The sequence below is a fragment of the Neisseria sp. HMSC067G12 genome, assembly GCF_001812725.1.
In the GTDB taxonomy this organism is placed as follows: Bacteria; Pseudomonadota; Gammaproteobacteria; order Burkholderiales; family Neisseriaceae; genus Neisseria; species Neisseria perflava.
In genome coordinates this window covers 36642-52823 of the sequence record NZ_KV810226.1, presented here as the reverse complement: position 1 = coordinate 52823, position 16182 = coordinate 36642, and the positions used below count along the sequence as shown (strand labels likewise).

Annotated in this window: 16 protein-coding genes; 7 read left to right on the top strand and 9 right to left on the bottom strand. The window is 51.0% G+C overall.

Annotated features, from left to right (window positions below; genetic code table 11):
* Positions 1 to 32 precede the first annotated feature (32 nt).
* The 3 genes from HMPREF2871_RS10205 to mutL all read left to right on the top strand — a co-directional run bounded on the left by HMPREF2871_RS10205 (position 33) and on the right by mutL (position 3735).
* Positions 33 to 1169 (top strand): 5-(carboxyamino)imidazole ribonucleotide synthase, encoded by a 1137-nt coding sequence (locus tag HMPREF2871_RS10205; RefSeq protein WP_039862153.1) that lies wholly within the window; start codon positions 33 to 35, stop codon positions 1167 to 1169.
* A gap of 71 nt (positions 1170 to 1240) precedes the next feature.
* Entirely contained in the window at positions 1241 to 1723 is a 483-nt protein-coding gene (locus HMPREF2871_RS10200; protein WP_004519810.1) for a GNAT family N-acetyltransferase, read from the top strand.
* 35 nt (positions 1724 to 1758) lie between these two features.
* Positions 1759 to 3735, top strand: coding sequence for a DNA mismatch repair endonuclease MutL (mutL, locus tag HMPREF2871_RS10195; protein WP_049336578.1), 1977 nt, complete (start codon positions 1759 to 1761; stop codon positions 3733 to 3735).
* Between the two features lie 54 nt (positions 3736 to 3789).
* Here mutL and kdsA read toward each other — a convergent pair whose 3' ends face one another.
* The 3 genes from kdsA to HMPREF2871_RS10180 all read right to left on the bottom strand — a co-directional run bounded on the left by kdsA (position 3790) and on the right by HMPREF2871_RS10180 (position 6710).
* Positions 3790 to 4632, bottom strand: a complete 843-nt coding sequence (kdsA, locus tag HMPREF2871_RS10190) for a 3-deoxy-8-phosphooctulonate synthase (protein WP_049336577.1) — start codon at positions 4630 to 4632, stop codon at positions 3790 to 3792.
* 74 nt (positions 4633 to 4706) lie between these two features.
* Positions 4707 to 5090 carry an aspartate 1-decarboxylase gene (panD, locus tag HMPREF2871_RS10185; RefSeq protein ID WP_003678944.1) on the bottom strand — a complete coding sequence of 128 codons (384 nt, stop codon included), beginning with the start codon at positions 5088 to 5090 and terminating at the stop codon, positions 4707 to 4709.
* A gap of 78 nt (positions 5091 to 5168) precedes the next feature.
* The gene (locus tag HMPREF2871_RS10180; RefSeq protein ID WP_049336576.1) at positions 5169 to 6710 is read right to left on the bottom strand and encodes a YdgA family protein; all 1542 of its coding nucleotides are present in this window, start codon (positions 6708 to 6710) and stop codon (positions 5169 to 5171) included.
* 175 nt (positions 6711 to 6885) lie between these two features.
* On the opposite strand from HMPREF2871_RS10180, the gene HMPREF2871_RS10175 reads away from it, so the two are divergent.
* Positions 6886 to 7476 (top strand): aminodeoxychorismate/anthranilate synthase component II, encoded by a 591-nt coding sequence (locus HMPREF2871_RS10175; RefSeq protein WP_049336573.1) that lies wholly within the window; start codon positions 6886 to 6888, stop codon positions 7474 to 7476.
* An 85-nt stretch (positions 7477 to 7561) separates the two neighbouring features.
* Positions 7562 to 8590: an anthranilate phosphoribosyltransferase gene (gene trpD, locus HMPREF2871_RS10170; protein WP_049336572.1), complete on the top strand. Its 1029-nt coding sequence runs from the start codon at positions 7562 to 7564 to the stop codon at positions 8588 to 8590.
* Positions 8591 to 8653: 63 nt separating this feature from the next.
* Here the strand turns inward: trpD and HMPREF2871_RS10165 are convergent, their stop codons facing one another.
* The 6 genes from HMPREF2871_RS10165 to HMPREF2871_RS10140 all read right to left on the bottom strand — a co-directional run bounded on the left by HMPREF2871_RS10165 (position 8654) and on the right by HMPREF2871_RS10140 (position 13200).
* Positions 8654 to 8968, bottom strand: a complete 315-nt coding sequence (locus HMPREF2871_RS10165; RefSeq protein WP_049336570.1) for a CsbD family protein — start codon at positions 8966 to 8968, stop codon at positions 8654 to 8656.
* A gap of 119 nt (positions 8969 to 9087) precedes the next feature.
* On the bottom strand, positions 9088 to 9654 hold the full coding sequence (locus HMPREF2871_RS10160; protein WP_049336569.1) for an SGNH/GDSL hydrolase family protein: 567 nt from the start codon (positions 9652 to 9654) through the stop codon (positions 9088 to 9090).
* Between the two features lie 122 nt (positions 9655 to 9776).
* Complete coding sequence (locus HMPREF2871_RS10155) at positions 9777 to 10034, bottom strand: hypothetical protein (RefSeq protein ID WP_049336567.1); 258 nt, start codon at positions 10032 to 10034, stop codon at positions 9777 to 9779.
* 91 nt (positions 10035 to 10125) lie between these two features.
* A complete protein-coding gene (locus tag HMPREF2871_RS10150) occupies positions 10126 to 10608 on the bottom strand; it encodes an SEL1-like repeat protein (protein WP_049336565.1) in 483 nt (160 codons plus the stop codon).
* Between the two features lie 71 nt (positions 10609 to 10679).
* Positions 10680 to 12842 (bottom strand): heavy metal translocating P-type ATPase, encoded by a 2163-nt coding sequence (locus HMPREF2871_RS10145; protein ID WP_049336564.1) that lies wholly within the window; start codon positions 12840 to 12842, stop codon positions 10680 to 10682.
* Between the two features lie 148 nt (positions 12843 to 12990).
* Positions 12991 to 13200 (bottom strand): heavy-metal-associated domain-containing protein, encoded by a 210-nt coding sequence (locus HMPREF2871_RS10140; RefSeq protein ID WP_049344680.1) that lies wholly within the window; start codon positions 13198 to 13200, stop codon positions 12991 to 12993.
* Between the two features lie 144 nt (positions 13201 to 13344).
* Between HMPREF2871_RS10140 and HMPREF2871_RS10135 the strand changes: the two genes are divergently transcribed.
* The gene (locus tag HMPREF2871_RS10135) at positions 13345 to 14517 is read left to right on the top strand and encodes a sugar transporter (protein WP_049344681.1); all 1173 of its coding nucleotides are present in this window, start codon (positions 13345 to 13347) and stop codon (positions 14515 to 14517) included.
* Positions 14518 to 14710: 193 nt separating this feature from the next.
* On the top strand, positions 14711 to 16129 hold the full coding sequence (locus HMPREF2871_RS10130; protein ID WP_049344683.1) for an SLC13 family permease: 1419 nt from the start codon (positions 14711 to 14713) through the stop codon (positions 16127 to 16129).
* Positions 16130 to 16182 lie beyond the last annotated feature (53 nt).

Genomic DNA, 16182 nt, shown 5'->3' with positions numbered 1-16182 from the left:
CCCTACCCAATTTCTTCATAAAGCGATTATCCATGAACACATCCCCCATCCTCCCTCCTGCTATGCTCGGCATTCTTGGCGGCGGACAATTAGGCAGAATGTTTACTGTTGCTGCCAAAACCATGGGCTACAAAGTAACCGTACTCGATCCCGACCCGAATGCGCCGGCAGCAGAATTTGCCGACCGTCATTTATGCGTGCCGTTTGACGACCAAGCTGCTTTGGAAGAATTGGCAAAATGCGCGGCAGTTACGACTGAGTTTGAAAACGTCAATGCCGACGCGATGCGTTTTCTCGCCAAACACACCAATGTTTCCCCCAGCGGCGACTGTGTTGCCATCGCGCAAAACCGCATTCAGGAAAAGGCATGGATACGCAAAGCAGGCCTGCAAACCGCGCCGTATCAAGCAGTTTGCAAGACCGAAGACATCACTGAAGAAAGCATACAATTTCTGCCCGGTATCCTGAAAACCGCCACTTTAGGCTACGACGGCAAAGGCCAAATCCGCGTAAAAACATTGGATGAACTCAAAGCCGCGTTTGCCGAACACGGCGGCGTGGATTGCGTTTTGGAAAAAATGGTGGACTTGCGCGGCGAGATTTCCGTTATCGTATGCCGTCTGAACAATGACAACGTGCAAACTTTCGACCCTGCCGAAAACATTCACGAAAACGGTATCCTCGCCTACTCCATCGTCCCTGCACGACTGAGTGCCGACATTCAGCTACAAGCGCGACAAATGGCGCAGCGTTTGGCCGATGGGTTGAACTACGTCGGCGTATTGGCAGTAGAAATGTTTGTTGTCGGCGACACACATGAATTGGTCGTCAACGAAATCGCCCCGCGTCCGCACAATTCCGGCCACCATACCATCGACGCCTGCGCGACAGACCAATTCCAGCAACAGGTTCGCCTGATGTGCAACCTGCCTCCGGCTGACACCAAATTGCTGAGCTCTTGCTGTATGGCGAATATTTTGGGTGACGTTTGGAAGAAAGACGGCGACGAACCCGAATGGCTGCCGCTGCAAAGCAACCCGAATGCACATCTGCATCTTTACGGTAAAAAAGCCGCGCGCAAAGGCCGAAAAATGGGCCACTTTACCGTCTTGGCCAATGATGCGGACAACGCGTTCCAAACTGCACAAACCTTACATCAAAGCCTGTAACCTTACCCACTTTTTCAGACGGCCTTTGGTTGCCAAAGGCCGTCTGAAATCAATTTTTCCGACCATCCGCCATGAGCCTTCTGACCATCCTCCGTCCGGCAACCGAAAAAGACTGCCAAGCCATACACAACGCCCATCTGCATGCCGTTCAATACGCCTGCATCCGCAGTTACGATGAAACCATTATGCACGCATGGGAAAGTCTGCTCGACATCAACAGCTATTTGGAAACCATCTCCGATAAAAACAAAGCCTTGTGGGTGGTCGAATACAAAGGGCTGATTCAAGGCTTCTTCCAAGTCGATTTCAAAGAAGCGCAACTGGACGCCTTATACGTCCATCCGCTCTTCCACAATCTCGGCTTGGGCACGGCCCTGCTCAGCCGCTCCGAAGAAATGGCACGAAATGCAGGTCTCAGCTTTCTCAAACTGTATGCCTCGCTCAATTCCGTGCCTTTCTATCGCCTCAACCGTTATGAATCGCTCGGCACTGCCGTGTTGCAACTGAACAAAACCGTCCGCGTCGAATGCGAATTGATGCGCAAATACCTGTAAATTCCCCTTCCGCCGTTGCTTTTTGAAAGAAACCGATGTCCCGAATTGCCGCCCTGCCCGACCATCTTGTCAACCAAATCGCCGCCGGCGAAGTGGTCGAACGTCCTGCCAACGCCTTGAAAGAAATCGTTGAAAACAGCATCGATGCAGGCGCGACAGCGATTGATGTCGAGCTGGCCGGCGGCGGCATCCGCCTGATTCGCGTCAGCGACAACGGCAGCGGTATCCATCCGGACGACATCGAGCTTGCGCTCCACCGCCACGCCACCAGCAAAATCAAAACCTTAAACGATTTGGAACACGTTGCCAGCATGGGCTTTCGCGGCGAAGGTTTGGCCAGTATCGCCTCCGTCAGCCGCCTGACCCTGACCAGCCGCCAAGAAGACAGCACGCATGCGACCCAAGTCAAAGCCGAAGACGGCAAACTCAGCAGCCCCACCGCCGCCGCCCACCCCATCGGCACCACCATCGAAGCCGCCGAACTCTTCTTCAACACCCCCGCGCGGCGTAAGTTCCTCAAATCCGAAAACACCGAATACGCCCACTGCGCCACCATGCTCGAACGCCTCGCGCTGGCGCATCCGCACATTGCCTTTTCACTCAAACGCGACGGCAAACAAGTGTTCAAGCTTCCTGCCCAAAGCCTGCATGAACGTATCGCCGCTATTGTCGGCGATGATTTTCAGACAGCCTCATTGGAAATTGACAGCGGCAATGGCGCGCTGCGGCTCTATGGCGCGATTGCCAAACCGACTTTTGCCAAAGGCAAAACCGACAAACAATACTGCTTCGTCAACCATCGTTTTGTCCGCGACAAAGTCATGCTCCATGCCATCAAGCAGGCATACCGCGACGTATTGCACAACGCGCTGACGCCTGCTTTCGTCCTCTTTCTCGACCTGCCACCCGAAGCCGTCGACGTCAACGTCCACCCCACCAAAACCGAAATCCGCTTCCGTGACAGCCAGCAAGTACACCAACTCGTGTTCCACACGCTCAATAAAGCCCTTGCCGACACGCGTGCCGATTTGACTGAAAGCGTCAGCAACGCAGGCGAAGTGTTGCATGACATTACCGGCGTTACTCCTGCACCAATGCCGTCTGAAAACGACAGCGAAAATCTGTTTGATAGCGCATCCAACTACCCGGCAGGCAACAAATCCGATACACGCAATGCCTTTGCTTCATCAGGCAAAACCGCGCCCATGCCTTACCAAGCCGCGCGCGCACCGCAGCAACGCAGCCTGTCCCTGCGTGAAAGCCGCGCGGCAATGAATACTTACGCCGAGCTCTACAAAAAAACCGACGACATCGACCTTGAGTTAAGCCAATTCGAGCAGGCACGTTTCGGCAATATGCCGTCCGAACTCCCTACCCAAAAAACAGATACGCTGCTTTCAGACGGCCTTCCATCCCAATCCGAACTGCCGCCGCTCGGCTTTGCCATTGCCCAATTGCTTGGCATCTACATCCTTGCCCAAGCCGAAGACAGCCTGTTGCTCATCGATATGCACGCTGCCGCCGAACGCGTTAACTACGAGAAAATGAAACGCCAACGTCAGGAAAACGGCAACCTGCAAAGTCAACGCCTGCTTATTCCCGTAACCTTTGCCGCGTCCCACGAAGAATGCGCCGCCCTTGCCGATCATGCCGAAACGCTGGCAGGCTTTGGCCTGGAACTGTCCGACATGGGCGGCAATACCCTTGCCGTCCGTGCAGTTCCCGCTATGCTCGGCAAAGCCGACGTTGTTTCGCTGGCTAAAGATGTATTGGGCGAACTCGCCCAAGTCGGCAGCAGCCAAACCATCGAGGAACACGAAAACCACATCCTCGCCACCATGTCTTGCCACGGCTCAGTCCGCGCCGGCCGCCAGCTTACTCTGCCTGAAATGAATGCACTCCTGCGCGATATGGAAAACACACCGCGCAGCAACCAATGCAACCACGGCCGTCCGACATGGGTTAAACTGACTTTAAAAGAATTGGATGCGTTGTTTTTACGCGGACAGTAACGCTAAAAAGGCCGTCTGAAAATGCTTTCAGACGGCCTTTTAACTTATTTGCCCTTAACGAATATCCATAGGCACAAACGATTTCACAGTTTCATCGATTGCTTTAACACGGGTCAGGAAGTCTTCCAATTGCGCAAGCGGCAATGCGCTTGGACCATCGCATTTGGCTTGGTCGGGATTGGCATGAGATTCAAGGAACAAACCGGCCAATCGGGTTGCCATACCGGCAAGCGCCAAGTCCAATACTTGGGCGCGACGACCGCCTGACGCAGCAGCGCCAGATTCGCGCGTTTGCAGGGAATGGGTTACGTCAAAAATAACGGGCAGGTTGTTACACGTTTTTTTCATCACGCCAAAGCCGAGCATATCGACCACCAAATTGTCGTAGCCGAAGTTTGCGCCGCGTTCGCACAAAATGATTTGATCGTTGCCTGCTTCTTGGAATTTCTCCACAATGTTTTTCATTTGAGAAGGGCTGAGGAATTGCGGCTTTTTGATGTTGATGACATTGCCGGTTTTCGCCATTGCCACCACCAAATCGGTTTGACGTGCCAAGAATGCTGGCAGCTGGATGACATCGCAGACTTCGGCAACCGGTTGGCATTGGTAAGGCTCGTGAACGTCAGTAATTACGGGAACGTTAAACTCGCGTTTCACCGCTTGAAAAATCTTCATACCTTCGTCCAAACCCACACCGCGGAAAGAGTGGATGGAAGAGCGGTTTGCCTTGTCGAAAGAGGCTTTGAACACGTAAGGAATGCCGAGTTTATCGGTTACTTTAACGTATTGCTCACAGGCTTTCAGCGTAGAGTCGAGGTCTTCAAGGACATTGATGCCGCCGAAAAGGGTAAAGGGCGCATCGTTGCTGACGGTGATGTTGTTGATTTGGATATTCACGGCAAAGCCTTTCAGATAAGTTGAATTTGGGAAACAGGCCGTCTGAAACGTTTCAGACGGCCTTTGTTTGAATATTACAACACGGTGTGCGGCGGCTCATAAGAAATCACGTCGCGGATTTTATTGTTCTCATCGACGAGGACGACTTTCGGCTCATGCGCTGCAATTTCAGGTTCGGACAACATGACGTAAGACATGATAATTACGATGTCGCCTTTTTGAACCAAACGCGCGGCTGCGCCATTAAGGCAAACGACGCCGCTGCCGCGTTCGCCGGGGATGGTGTAGGTTTCAAGACGTTCGCCGTTGTTATTGTTGACGATGGCGACTTTTTCGTTAACGCAAATACCTGCCGCATCCAGCAGGTCTTGGTCAACGGTAATGCTGCCGACGTAGTTGAGGTCGGCTTCGGTAACGGTGGCACGGTGGATTTTGCCGCCGAGCATGGTACGGAACATGGGTTTCCTTTTTGATTGTGGGTTGATTTGCGGTTTTAACTTCCTGGAAGTTAAAACCGCTGTTTGTGTTATTGAGGATTAGTTATTGAGGAAGTCTGATTCGTCAAACTCGGGTTCTGGGTCGCTTTGAAGGACTTTTCCGTTTAATTTCAACTCGCTGTTTTGCAGAGTCAGATGGGTTTTGACATTATCGTCTTCTAAGGTCAGATATTTCTCACTTGCCATGCTTTTAATGGTGCTGTCCACCATCAGGCGCAAGGTCTCGTTGATATCGTCGATGCTGGCACGGCCTGCGGCTTCATCTTCGGCATTGACGCTAAACAGGCTGCTTGCTTGGTTGACGGCGAGTTGTTCCAACAATTTTTGCGGTACGCTCATGTTGAAGTCGGCTTCGGTTTTTTTCAACATATCGCCTAGGCTGTTGAGGTCTTTGGCCGTCAAACCTTTAAAGGCAAGCTTGCCGCTGACATCGACATCACCATTAGGCATGGTAAATTTGAAGGTTTTGACGTTCAAAACCGGATTGTTAGTAAACAGGCCCGAAGCCTCGTTTTTGGCCGTCTGAATCAAGGAAGCCTGAATTTCTTCTTCGCTCATTTTCTTCACGGACACTTCGGCAATTTTGTTTTTCAATGCCAAAAGTGATGCGGCGTCCAAATGCTCGGCAGCGACATTGATGTCCAGAGGGCCGTATTTATCTTCGCCATAGGTCAGGCTTTCAAATTGGAAGCGGCCTTCGCTGTTGATGAATTTATCGACTTCGCCGGTCTGGGTATCGAAACGCAGTTTGTTGACTTCGATTTTAGACGGAGCAATCGTACCGGTCGGATTGATAAACGCACCGATTTGTAGATTGGTCACAAGGTTGACCAATTCGTTCAACTTAACGTTGTAATCGATATTTTCTTTCCATTGCAGCAGGAATTTATCCAACGTAATGCTGCTCTTACCCAAAGCAAGTTTGGTCAGGCCGTCTTCCGTTTCGGATTGGAAGCGCAGGTTTTCCAAAGACACATCACCTTTGTCGGCCAATTTGACTTGCAAAGACGGCGCAAGATAATCGTGACGATAGCTTTTGAAGCCTTGGCTGTAATCGGTATTGCCGCTAAAGCCTTTCCAGTTGAGCTTGATACCGGAAAGCTCTTCATAATCGAAGGCGGGAATATTGAGGCTGAGTTTGCCGTCGCCGGAAAGGTAAACCGTATTGGTCATGGTCAACGGCGTTTGCTGGCCGAAGAAGCGGTCTAAAACTTTTTTGGTTTCCGGATGGTATTGGAACTCAGTTTCCACATGGGCGCGCGTGCCGAAACCTCCGGCAAACGGGCCGTGTGTCACGTGGTTAATGACCGTAATCGGCTCTTGTAGGACGGTTTTCAAATTGTCCGGCAGGTATTTTTGCGTATTTTGAAGCAGGGTCGGCTTGAGGCGGATGACGGTCGTCTCGGTTGAACTGAACCAGCCGCGATCGTATTGGTGGGACTCAACGGTCAAGAAACCGGATTCCTGCAACAGCTTTTGTTGCTCGGTCAGGCTTTCTTCCGCTTTGACACCAAGATAATAAGGCGTGCCGAGCGCAGCGGCGACAACGACGGCGGCAGTCGGGATAAGATACTTTTTCATCACTTCAAACAGATTAGGTTCAAAGCGTAAAGCATAGCATTTTTTAGCTGTTTTGTCTTATCCGCCGTTTCAGACGGCCTTTAGGTAAAGATTGTGATATTATGCAAACATAAACGATTTTTACAATTTTGGCAGACCTTACCCTGTCTGCCGAAATGTCATTAAAGGTTTGCAAATGCTTTTATTCATTGATAACTACGACAGCTTCACCTACAACATCGTCCAATACTTTGCCGAATTGGGGCAGGAAGTTTTGGTACGCTGCAACGATGAAATCACCATCGAAGAAATCGAAGCCCTGAAACCGCAATATCTGGTCATCGGCCCCGGCCCTTGTTCCCCTAAAGAGGCAGGCATTTCTGTTGCAGCCATGCAGCACTTTGCCGGCAGGCTGCCCGTCATGGGCGTGTGCCTCGGCCATCAAACCATGGGCGAAGCATTCGGCGGCAATGTCGTGCGCGCGCAAACGATGATGCACGGCAAAGTCTCCCCCGTTTTCCACCACGGCACAGGCATGTTTAAAGACCTACCCAATCCGGTCAACTGCACGCGCTACCACAGCCTAGCCATCGACCGCGCCACCCTGCCCGACTGCCTCGAAATTACCGCGTGGACGGAAGACGGCGAAATCATGGGCGTATGCCACAAAGAATATGCCGTCGAAGGCGTACAGTTCCACCCCGAAGCCCTGCTGACCGAACACGGCCACGATATGCTGAAAAACTTCTTGGAAGAATTCAAAGACTATCGTCCGCAAAAATCTTAATGAAAGGCCGTCTGAAATGTGTTTGAGTGTTCAAACCGCATTTCAGACGGCCTGAATCACATCGGACACAAACAAAGGAAAAATCATGATTACCCCTCAACAAGCAATTGAACGCCTCATCAGCAACAACGAACTTTTCTACGATGAAATGACCGACCTCATGCGCCAAATCATGAGCGGCCAAGTTCCTCCCGAGCAAATCGCCGCCATTCTGACCGGCCTGCGGATTAAAGTTGAAACCGTTTCCGAGATTACCGCCGCAGCCAGCGTGATGCGCGAATTTGCCACTAAAGTGCCGCTGGAAAACGCCGACGACTTAGTCGATATTGTCGGCACAGGCGGCGACGGTGCCAAAACCTTCAATATTTCCACGATTTCTATGTTTGTCGCGGCTGCGGCAGGTGCGAAAGTCGCCAAACACGGCGGCCGCTCCGTTTCTTCATCCAGCGGCGCTGCCGATGTCATGGAACAAATGGGTGCCAACCTCAACCTCAACCCCGAACAGGTTGCCCAAAGCATTCAGCAAACCGGCATCGGCTTTATGTTCGCGCCCAACCATCACAGCGCCATGCGCTATGTTGCCCCTGTCCGCCGCTCGCTCGGCTTCCGCAGCATCTTCAATATCTTGGGCCCGCTGACCAATCCGGCCGGCGCGGCAAACCAACTCTTGGGCGTGTTCCACATCGACTTGTGCGGCATTCTTTCCCGCGTATTGCAACAGCTTGGATCTAAACATGTTTTGGTTGTGTGCGGCGAAGGTGGTTTGGATGAAATCACGCTGACCGGCAAAACCCGCGTTGCCGAACTGAAAGACGGCAAAATCACCGAATACGACATCAGCCCAGCCGATTTCGGCATGGAAGTCCGCCGCAATTTGGACGAAATCAAAGTCGAAAACGCGCAAGAATCCCTGCAAAAAATGAACGAAGTGTTGGACGGCAAAGCTGGTGCCGCACGCGATATCGTCGTCCTTAACGCCGCTGCCGCGCTCTATGCAGGAAATGTGGTTGCTTCGCTGGCAGATGGCGTCAAAGCCGCTCAAGAAGCCATCGACTCCGGCAAAGCCAAAGCCAAAAAAGACGAATTTATCAAATTTGGCAAACAGTTTGCCTAAGCTTTAAAACCATAATAAAAGGCCGTCTGAAAATCTTTCAGACGGCCTTTTATTCTTTAAATATTAAAATTTGCTTTTAATATCATTAATCAAGCCTTCAGCTTTTTCTTTGGCTTCTTCAGCCAAGTGTGCTACTTTCTCTTTGGCTTCATCGGCTAAAGCAGTTGCTTTTTCTTTAGCTTCTTCAAACAATTGCGAACCTTTTGCTTTACCTTCTTCTAAAGTGTCACTGGCTTTGCTTTCAATATCTGATGCTGCTTCTTTTACTTTGCCAACGCCTTGTTGAACCAAGCCCTCAGCTTCAAGTTTGGTATTGCTGGATACATCTCCTGCCACTTCTTTTACTTTACCGCTGATTTTATCTAATTCGCCGCTCATGGCCATACTCCTGGATTAAATGTTGATAGGATTAGTGCTATATTACCATATATCGGGGCTTCACTTCAACTTTAAAGGCCGTCTGAAAGCCAAAACATGACAAAACAAATTAAGTCAGGTTAATCCATCTGTTTCAATATCGCCTCTGCTACTGCCTTGCCTATCATCTTACTGCCGAACTCATTGAAATGAAGTCCGTCGCACAGCATCACATCAGTCAAATCCTGCCCGAACATCAAACTATATAAATCATTGACGGCAAAACCATATTGCCTTGCCAAATCCTCCGCCACACGGTTATAGGCCTTCAAGTCGGCCAGATAACGGCGCGAGGGTTTGACGATATTGTGTACACTTTCCAAAAACGGCGTACTGCTCGCCCAAATAATTTTTGCACCCGTCCGTTTCAGATAATCGAAAATTCGGGTCAGGTTGTTGCGGTAGGTTTCTATATCGGCCACCGGCTCATTACAGCCTTGATTGTGGCGGATGTCGTGCAAACCGCAGTTGATGTGGATAATGTCTCCCACTGTCGCGCCCTCTGTCCATTGCCCGATATGCTCTAACACATCATGCGACGAGCGGCAGTTTTCCGATGGAGAAACAATATCCGCCTCAAACAAAGCGGCGCGTGTGTAAGGCTCCGATGCAAGCCGAACAGAATCGCCGATTAAGTAAACGGTCATTTTTATTCTCCTCCCTTTATTTGAACCAACAGCAAGGCCGTCTGAAATATTACTTATATTATTATAAGAGTGCTATTTCAGACGGCCTTAACTTCAGTCAAATTCTATCGTTAAATCATAAATTAACGCTGACCGTTTTTATAAAAATCAATTAATTGCTTGGCCTGCAACACCGGCAGCCCAAAACGGTCGCTCACGGCTTTCAAATCCTTCCACTCCTGACCGGTCAGATTTTGCCCAACCCATTTGAGGTTTTCCGGATTGCTTTTGATTTTCTCAAAATACGCCTGCTTGCGTTTCCAGTTGCGCGACCACACCAGCAACATGGTAAAAATACATAAAACAATCAATACAATATTGGTCAACAACATCATGTCCATACGACATACTCCCGCTTGGGTCTCAAAATCAGAAAAGATATGGATTAAAGGCCGTCTGAAAAAAAGTCTTCAGGCGGCCTCAACGTCATACTCAACGTTGCATTTCCAGCATCAATGCCTGACAAGCGGCTTCATTTTCCAAAGCACAAGATTCGCTCAGTTGGTTTAACCGGCTGTCGCGGTCTGATGTATTGCCTTGCGCCATCTCTGCTTTAGTGTCTTCAAGATTGGTACAGGCATTTTCATAACCGCCTTTACAGGCCCGTTCGTAGAGCTTGACCGCGGCGGCATAATCCATACCCAAACCGCTGGACGGATTAAGATACAGATTACCCAAAACATTGCAGCCGCGCATATTGCCGCCATCACAAGCTTTTTTCAGAAACGGATAAGCATTAGCAGGCGCTTCAAGATAGTCGCGCGTCCAAATGGCCGCAGTGACGCAACTTTCCAGATTGTTCCGATTGCATTCCCGTATCAGCTTATCGTGCTGCTTCTCGCTGTAATCCTCAGCCTGCACGCTAAACGCAGTGGCAACCAATGCCAAGCCAAACAATAAACGAAGTGTTTTCATCTGATTATTCCTTCAAAAATACTTGATGACAGGCCGTCTGAAAAAACAGTCTTCAGACGGCCTTTATATTATCACTCAATATTCACCCGTTTCAGGCGCAAGGCATTGCTCAACACGGAAACCGAGCTTGCCGCCATTGCCGCGCCCGCGATGATGGGGTTTAAAAAGCCGAGTGCGGCGAGCGGAATGCCCAAGATATTGTAGAAAAAAGCGAAAAACAGGTTTTGCTTGATGTTTTTCAAAGTCGCTTGCGACACCAGCAGGGCATCGGCGAGTTGGTTGACCGAATGCTGCATCAGTGTAGCGGATGCGGTGTGTTCGGCAACATCCGCACCGCCTTTCATCGCGAAGCTGACGTTGGCGGCAGCGAGCGCGGGTGCGTCGTTGATGCCGTCGCCGACCATCGCCACGGTTTTGCCGGCGGCTTTGAGTTTCTGCACTTCGGCGGCTTTGTTGCGCGGACTCATGTTGCCGAAGGCGTGTGCGATACCCAGTTGTTTGGCGACGTATTCGACCGTGCCTTGGTTGTCACCGCTCATGATGTAAACATCGATATTGTGTTTTTTCAGACGGCCTATGGCTTCGGCGGTATCGGCTTTCAGCGCGTCGGCGAGTGCGAATGCGCCGATGGGTTTGTTGTCAACTGAGACTGCAACAATGCTTGCAATGTCCCAAACGCCGTCTGAAAACTTCGGCAAGTTCAGTTCGGCAAATTCGGCTTTTCCTGCTTTCACCAAACCCACGCCTTCCACTTCGGCGGTAATGCCTGCGCCAACAACGGTTTGGGCGTCTTTTGCAGTGGGAATATCCAAGCCGCGCGCTTGGGCTGCGGAGACGATGGCGCGGGCGAGCGGGTGGGCGGCGTTTTGTTCAACGGCGGCGGCGATGCGGTACAAAGCGTCTTCGTCAAAGCCGCTGTCGGGTACGCAATAAACGGCGGCAACCTGCGGTTTGCCTTCGGTCAGCGTGCCGGTTTTGTCCAACACGACGGCATCGACGTGGGCAGCTTCTTCCATTGCCGCCGCGTCTTTAAACCAAATCCCGTGTTTCACCGCCTTGCCCATACCGACCATAATCGCGGCAGGGGTTGCCAGACCAAGCGCGCACGGACAGGCAATCACTAAAACAGCAACGGCATGCATCAGCGCAACCGTCCAATCACTTTTAATCAGCCAAGTAACGATAAAAGTCAAAAGCGCAATGCCCACGACAGTTGGCACAAACACCGCCGCCGCTTTATCGGCCACACGCGCAATCGGTGCTTTACTGCCTTGTGCTTCAGAGAGCGCGTTCATCATGTCGCCGAGCAATGTTTGGCTGCCGAGCTGTGTGGCGCGGTAAACCACGCTGCCTTCGGTCATCAACGCACCCGCCAACACTTTGCCGCCTGCCTTTTTCTCTTCGGGGTTGGATTCGCCGGTAAGATGACTCTCATCCGCCCAACCGCTGCCGCTTTCAATAATGCCGTCGGCGGCAATGCGTTCGCCGTGGTTAGCGCGGATAAGGTCGCCGATTTGTACTTGGTCGATGGGAAGCTGTTTCCATTCGCCATTGCGTTGCACGTTGACTTGGGTCGGCGTGAGCTTGAGCAGCAAGCCCAAGCTGTTCAGGCTGGATTTTTTGGTGCGGTGTTCCAAAAATTTGCCCAGCGACACAAAACCGATCACCATCACGCCTACTTCAAAATACACGTGTGCCATGCCGTGCGCCGCGTGCGGGCTGAAAAACAGCATATAAACGGAATACAGGTAAATCGATACCGTGCCGATGGTAACCAGCACGTCCATATTCGCCAACCCGCCCTTAATGCTTGCCCACGCGCTTTTGTAAAACGGGATGGCCAGCCAAAGTTGCACTATGCTTGCCAGCACAAATTGCCATACAGGCGGAATCATCCAATCGTGCCGCCCGATCATCATGCCTACCATGCCGATTAAAAACGGAATATTAATGGCCAGCAAAAGCCACAGCCTCCAGCCGATATGGTGTTCTGCTTCAGGTTGCGGCAATGTATCTTCCGTTTTTTCCTTTGCGCCGTAACCGGTTTTCTCAATGATTTTGGCGATGTCGGCTGCGGAGGTTTTGCTGTCGTCAAATGTAACCTGCGCCTCCTCGCTGGCAAAGTTCACCCCCGCCGATTCGACAAAATCTTTTTTGTTCAACACTTTTTCAATACGCGAAGCGCAGGCCTGACAGGTCATGCCTTCGATTTGAAAACGGACTTTTTGTTGCATGGCAAAGCCTCCTATTGATTGTTTGGCGCGTGTTTTTGTGTTTATGTATTATCAAACGAAAACGACATAATGGCAAAAAGTAAGTATCAAGAGACAAAGGCCGTCTGAAACTGTTCAGACGACCTTTATTCAAAAATACACTTATCGGTTACAAAGCCACATCGTAGCCGCCGTCTTCTACGGCATCAATCAGCGCGTCGGCATCTGTTTTGCTTTCATCGAAAGTAATCACTGCATTTTTGTTTTCCAAGCTGACTTCTGCTTTTTCTACGCCTTCTACGCCTTCCAAAAGACGGGTTACGCTTTTCACGCAGCCACCGCAGGTCATGCCGTCGATGTTGAGGGTAACAGTTTGCATTTGTATTTCCTTTCATTCACACAAATATGGTTGCCGAACACTTTACTCCTTACGCAAACAGCTTGCAAATTCTTCATTAAGGCCGTCTGAAAAATGCAGATAGGCGTACAATAACGCCTTTTGCTTCATCAAACGGACATAATAATGACTTCAACATTCAAACAATGGGTTAGCGTATGCGCGCTGGCGGTGGGGGCGTTTATTTTCAATACCACCGAATACATTCCGATTGCGCTTTTGAGCGACATCGGTCAGAGCTTTGGCAAACCGGCAACGGAAGTGGGCATGATGATTACGGTGTATGCGTGGATTGTTGCGCTCCTATCGCTGCCGCTGATGCTGATGACGAAAAACATCGAACGGCGCAAATTATTGCTGATGCTGTTTGCACTGTTTGCGCTGTTTCACGCGCTGTCGTTCTTTTCTTGGAACTTCAACATCCTTTTAGTCAGCCGTATCGGGATTGCGCTGACACACGCAGTATTTTGGTCGATTACGGCTTCTTTGGCGGTACGGCTTGCTCCGGACGGTAAGACCAATCAGGCTTTGGGCCTGCTCAGCACGGGTACGGTTTTGGCGATGGTGTTGGGTATTCCGCTCGGACGCGTGGTCGGGCAATATTTCAGCTGGCAGCTCAGTTTCCTGCTGATTGGTGTCTGCGCCGCCGGCGTAATGCTGGTGTTGGCTAAAAACCTGCCTGCTTTACCCAGCCAAAATACCGGCTCTTTAAGCAGCCTGCCGAGTTTGTTCAAACGCCGCAACCTGATGCTGCTCTATGCCATGACGGTGTTGATTATTACAGCCCATTTCACGGCATACAGCTATATCGAGCCTTTCGTTTTGCAAATCGGCCACTTTAAAGCCGAACAAGTAACAATAGTCTTGAGCCTGTACGGTTTGGCAGGATTTGCCGCATCTTATCTGTTCGGCAAATGGTTTGCCAAAGCGCAACGTTTGTTTATGCTCGGCGCAGTGACGGTCATCCTGCTCTCCGCCCTGCTGCTTCTGCCGCTTGCCTCTTTCCCGTATGCGGTATATGCGCTGGTGTTTATTTGGGGCGTGGCCATCGTCATCGTCAGCTTGGGCATGGTCTCCAAAGTATTAACGTTTGCTTCCGATGCGACAGATGTGGCCAACTCGATTTATTCAGGTTTGTACAATGTCGGTATCGGCGGCGGTGCGCTTTTGGGGCATTACGTGACCACTTGGTTCGGCCTTTCCAATATCGGCATTGCAGGCGCGCTCTTGGCTGCGGCCGCTTTGGCCGTGTGCAGCCTGCTGGTTAAAGCACAAGGCAACCCGCCACAAAACGTTTAAAATCCAATCACTTTCCTAATCGAACGGACAAACAGCCTTCCTGCTGCTTGTCCGTTTTTTATTTTATTTTAAAAAATAATTTACAATTTATTTACACTACATTAAATTACAAATATACTGTCGCTGTCAGGCCGTCTGAAAACGGCCGGCACAAGCGTAAAAGAAAAACCAGCAAACTTCAGAGGAACATTCTATGGATCTGCACGCAAAGGACAAAACCCAGCATCCGGAAAACGTCGAGCTGCTCAGTGCACAAAAGCCGATTACCGACTTTAAAGGCCTGCTGACCACCATCATCTCCGCCGTCGTCTGTTTCGGCATTTACAGCATCCTGCCTTACAGCCCCGACGCCAACAAAGGCATCGCGCTATTGATTTTCGTAGCCGCGCTTTGGTTTACCGAAGCCGTCCACATCACGGTAACCGCATTAATGGTACCGATTCTCGCCGTCGTACTCGGCTTCCCCGACATGGACATCAAAAAAGCGATGGCGGGCTTTGCCGATCCGACGATTTACATCTTCTTCGGCGGCTTCGCGCTTGCCACCGCCCTGCACATGCAGCGCCTCGACCGTAAAATCGCCGTCAGCCTGTTGCGCCTGTCGCGCGGCAATATGAAAGTGGCTGTGTTGATGCTGTTTGCCGTTACCGCCTTCCTGTCCATGTGGATCAGCAATACTGCGACCGCCGCCATGATGCTACCTTTAGCCATGGGTATGATGAGCCACCTCGACCAAGAAAAAGAGCGCAAAACCTACGTTTTCGTCCTGCTCGGCATCGCCTACTGCGCCAGTATCGGCGGTTTGGGTACCGTGGTCGGTTCACCGCCAAACATGATTGCCGCCAAAGCGCTGAACTTGGACTTCGTCGGCTGGATGAAGCTCGGCCTGCCGATGATGCTGTTGATTCTGCCGCTGATGCTGTTCTCCATGTATGTCATCCTCAAACCTAATTTGAACGAACGTGTGGAAGTTAAAGAGGAGTCTATTCCTTGGACGCTACACCGCGTGATCGCGCTGTTGATTTTCTTGGCTGCCGCCGTTGCTTGGGTATTCAGCTCCAAAATCAAAGCTGCATTCGGTATTTCCAACCCAGACACCGTCATCGCCCTGATTGCCGCCGTTGCCGTCGTCGTATTCGGCGTGGCGCAATGGAAAGAAGTCGCGCGCAATACCGACTGGGGTGTATTGATGCTCTTCGGCGGCGGTATCAGCTTGAGCGCGTTGCTGCAATCTTCCGGCGCGTCTGAAGCATTGGGTCAACAGGTTGCCTCCACCTTCTCCCATTCTCCTGCATTGCTGGTAATTTTCGTGGTTGCCGCCTTCATCATCTTCCTGACCGAGTTCACCAGTAACACCGCCTCCGCCGCGCTGCTCGTGCCTATTTTCGCCAGCATCGCCACACAAATGGGGCTGCCCGAACAAGTCTTAGTATTCGTCATCGGCATCGGCGCGTCTTGCGCGTTCATGCTGCCGGTTGCTACGCCGCCTAACGCGATTGTGTTCGGTACGGGCTTGATTAAGCAACGCGAAATGATGAACGTCGGCTTATTGCTGAACGTCCTCTGTATCGTATTGGTTGCGCTGTGGGCTTATTTCGTCCTGATGCCGTAAACCCGTAAACATAGTCCAGGCCGTCTGAAAGAATATTTTTCAGACGGCCTTGA

Excerpts from the sequence above, each read along its gene's own strand:
- HMPREF2871_RS10150 (WP_049336565.1), bottom strand. The coding sequence starts at position 10,608 with ATGAAAACACTTCGTTTATTGTTTGGCTTGGCATTGGTTGCCACTGCG.
- HMPREF2871_RS10200 (WP_004519810.1), top strand. The coding sequence starts at position 1,241 with ATGAGCCTTCTGACCATCCTCCGTCCGGCAACCGAAAAAGACTGCCAA.
- HMPREF2871_RS10155 (WP_049336567.1), bottom strand. The coding sequence starts at position 10,034 with ATGGACATGATGTTGTTGACCAATATTGTATTGATTGTTTTATGTATT.
- HMPREF2871_RS10175 (WP_049336573.1), top strand. The coding sequence starts at position 6,886 with ATGCTTTTATTCATTGATAACTACGACAGCTTCACCTACAACATCGTC.
- HMPREF2871_RS10135 (WP_049344681.1), top strand. The coding sequence starts at position 13,345 with ATGACTTCAACATTCAAACAATGGGTTAGCGTATGCGCGCTGGCGGTG.
- HMPREF2871_RS10145 (WP_049336564.1), bottom strand. The coding sequence starts at position 12,842 with ATGCAACAAAAAGTCCGTTTTCAAATCGAAGGCATGACCTGTCAGGCC.
- trpD (WP_049336572.1), top strand. The coding sequence starts at position 7,562 with ATGATTACCCCTCAACAAGCAATTGAACGCCTCATCAGCAACAACGAA.
- mutL (WP_049336578.1), top strand. The coding sequence starts at position 1,759 with ATGTCCCGAATTGCCGCCCTGCCCGACCATCTTGTCAACCAAATCGCC.
- panD (WP_003678944.1), bottom strand. The coding sequence starts at position 5,090 with ATGTTCCGTACCATGCTCGGCGGCAAAATCCACCGTGCCACCGTTACC.
- HMPREF2871_RS10160 (WP_049336569.1), bottom strand. The coding sequence starts at position 9,654 with ATGACCGTTTACTTAATCGGCGATTCTGTTCGGCTTGCATCGGAGCCT.
- HMPREF2871_RS10130 (WP_049344683.1), top strand. The coding sequence starts at position 14,711 with ATGGATCTGCACGCAAAGGACAAAACCCAGCATCCGGAAAACGTCGAG.
- HMPREF2871_RS10165 (WP_049336570.1), bottom strand. The coding sequence starts at position 8,968 with ATGAGCGGCGAATTAGATAAAATCAGCGGTAAAGTAAAAGAAGTGGCA.
- HMPREF2871_RS10180 (WP_049336576.1), bottom strand. The coding sequence starts at position 6,710 with ATGAAAAAGTATCTTATCCCGACTGCCGCCGTCGTTGTCGCCGCTGCG.
- HMPREF2871_RS10205 (WP_039862153.1), top strand. The coding sequence starts at position 33 with ATGAACACATCCCCCATCCTCCCTCCTGCTATGCTCGGCATTCTTGGC.
- HMPREF2871_RS10140 (WP_049344680.1), bottom strand. The coding sequence starts at position 13,200 with ATGCAAACTGTTACCCTCAACATCGACGGCATGACCTGCGGTGGCTGC.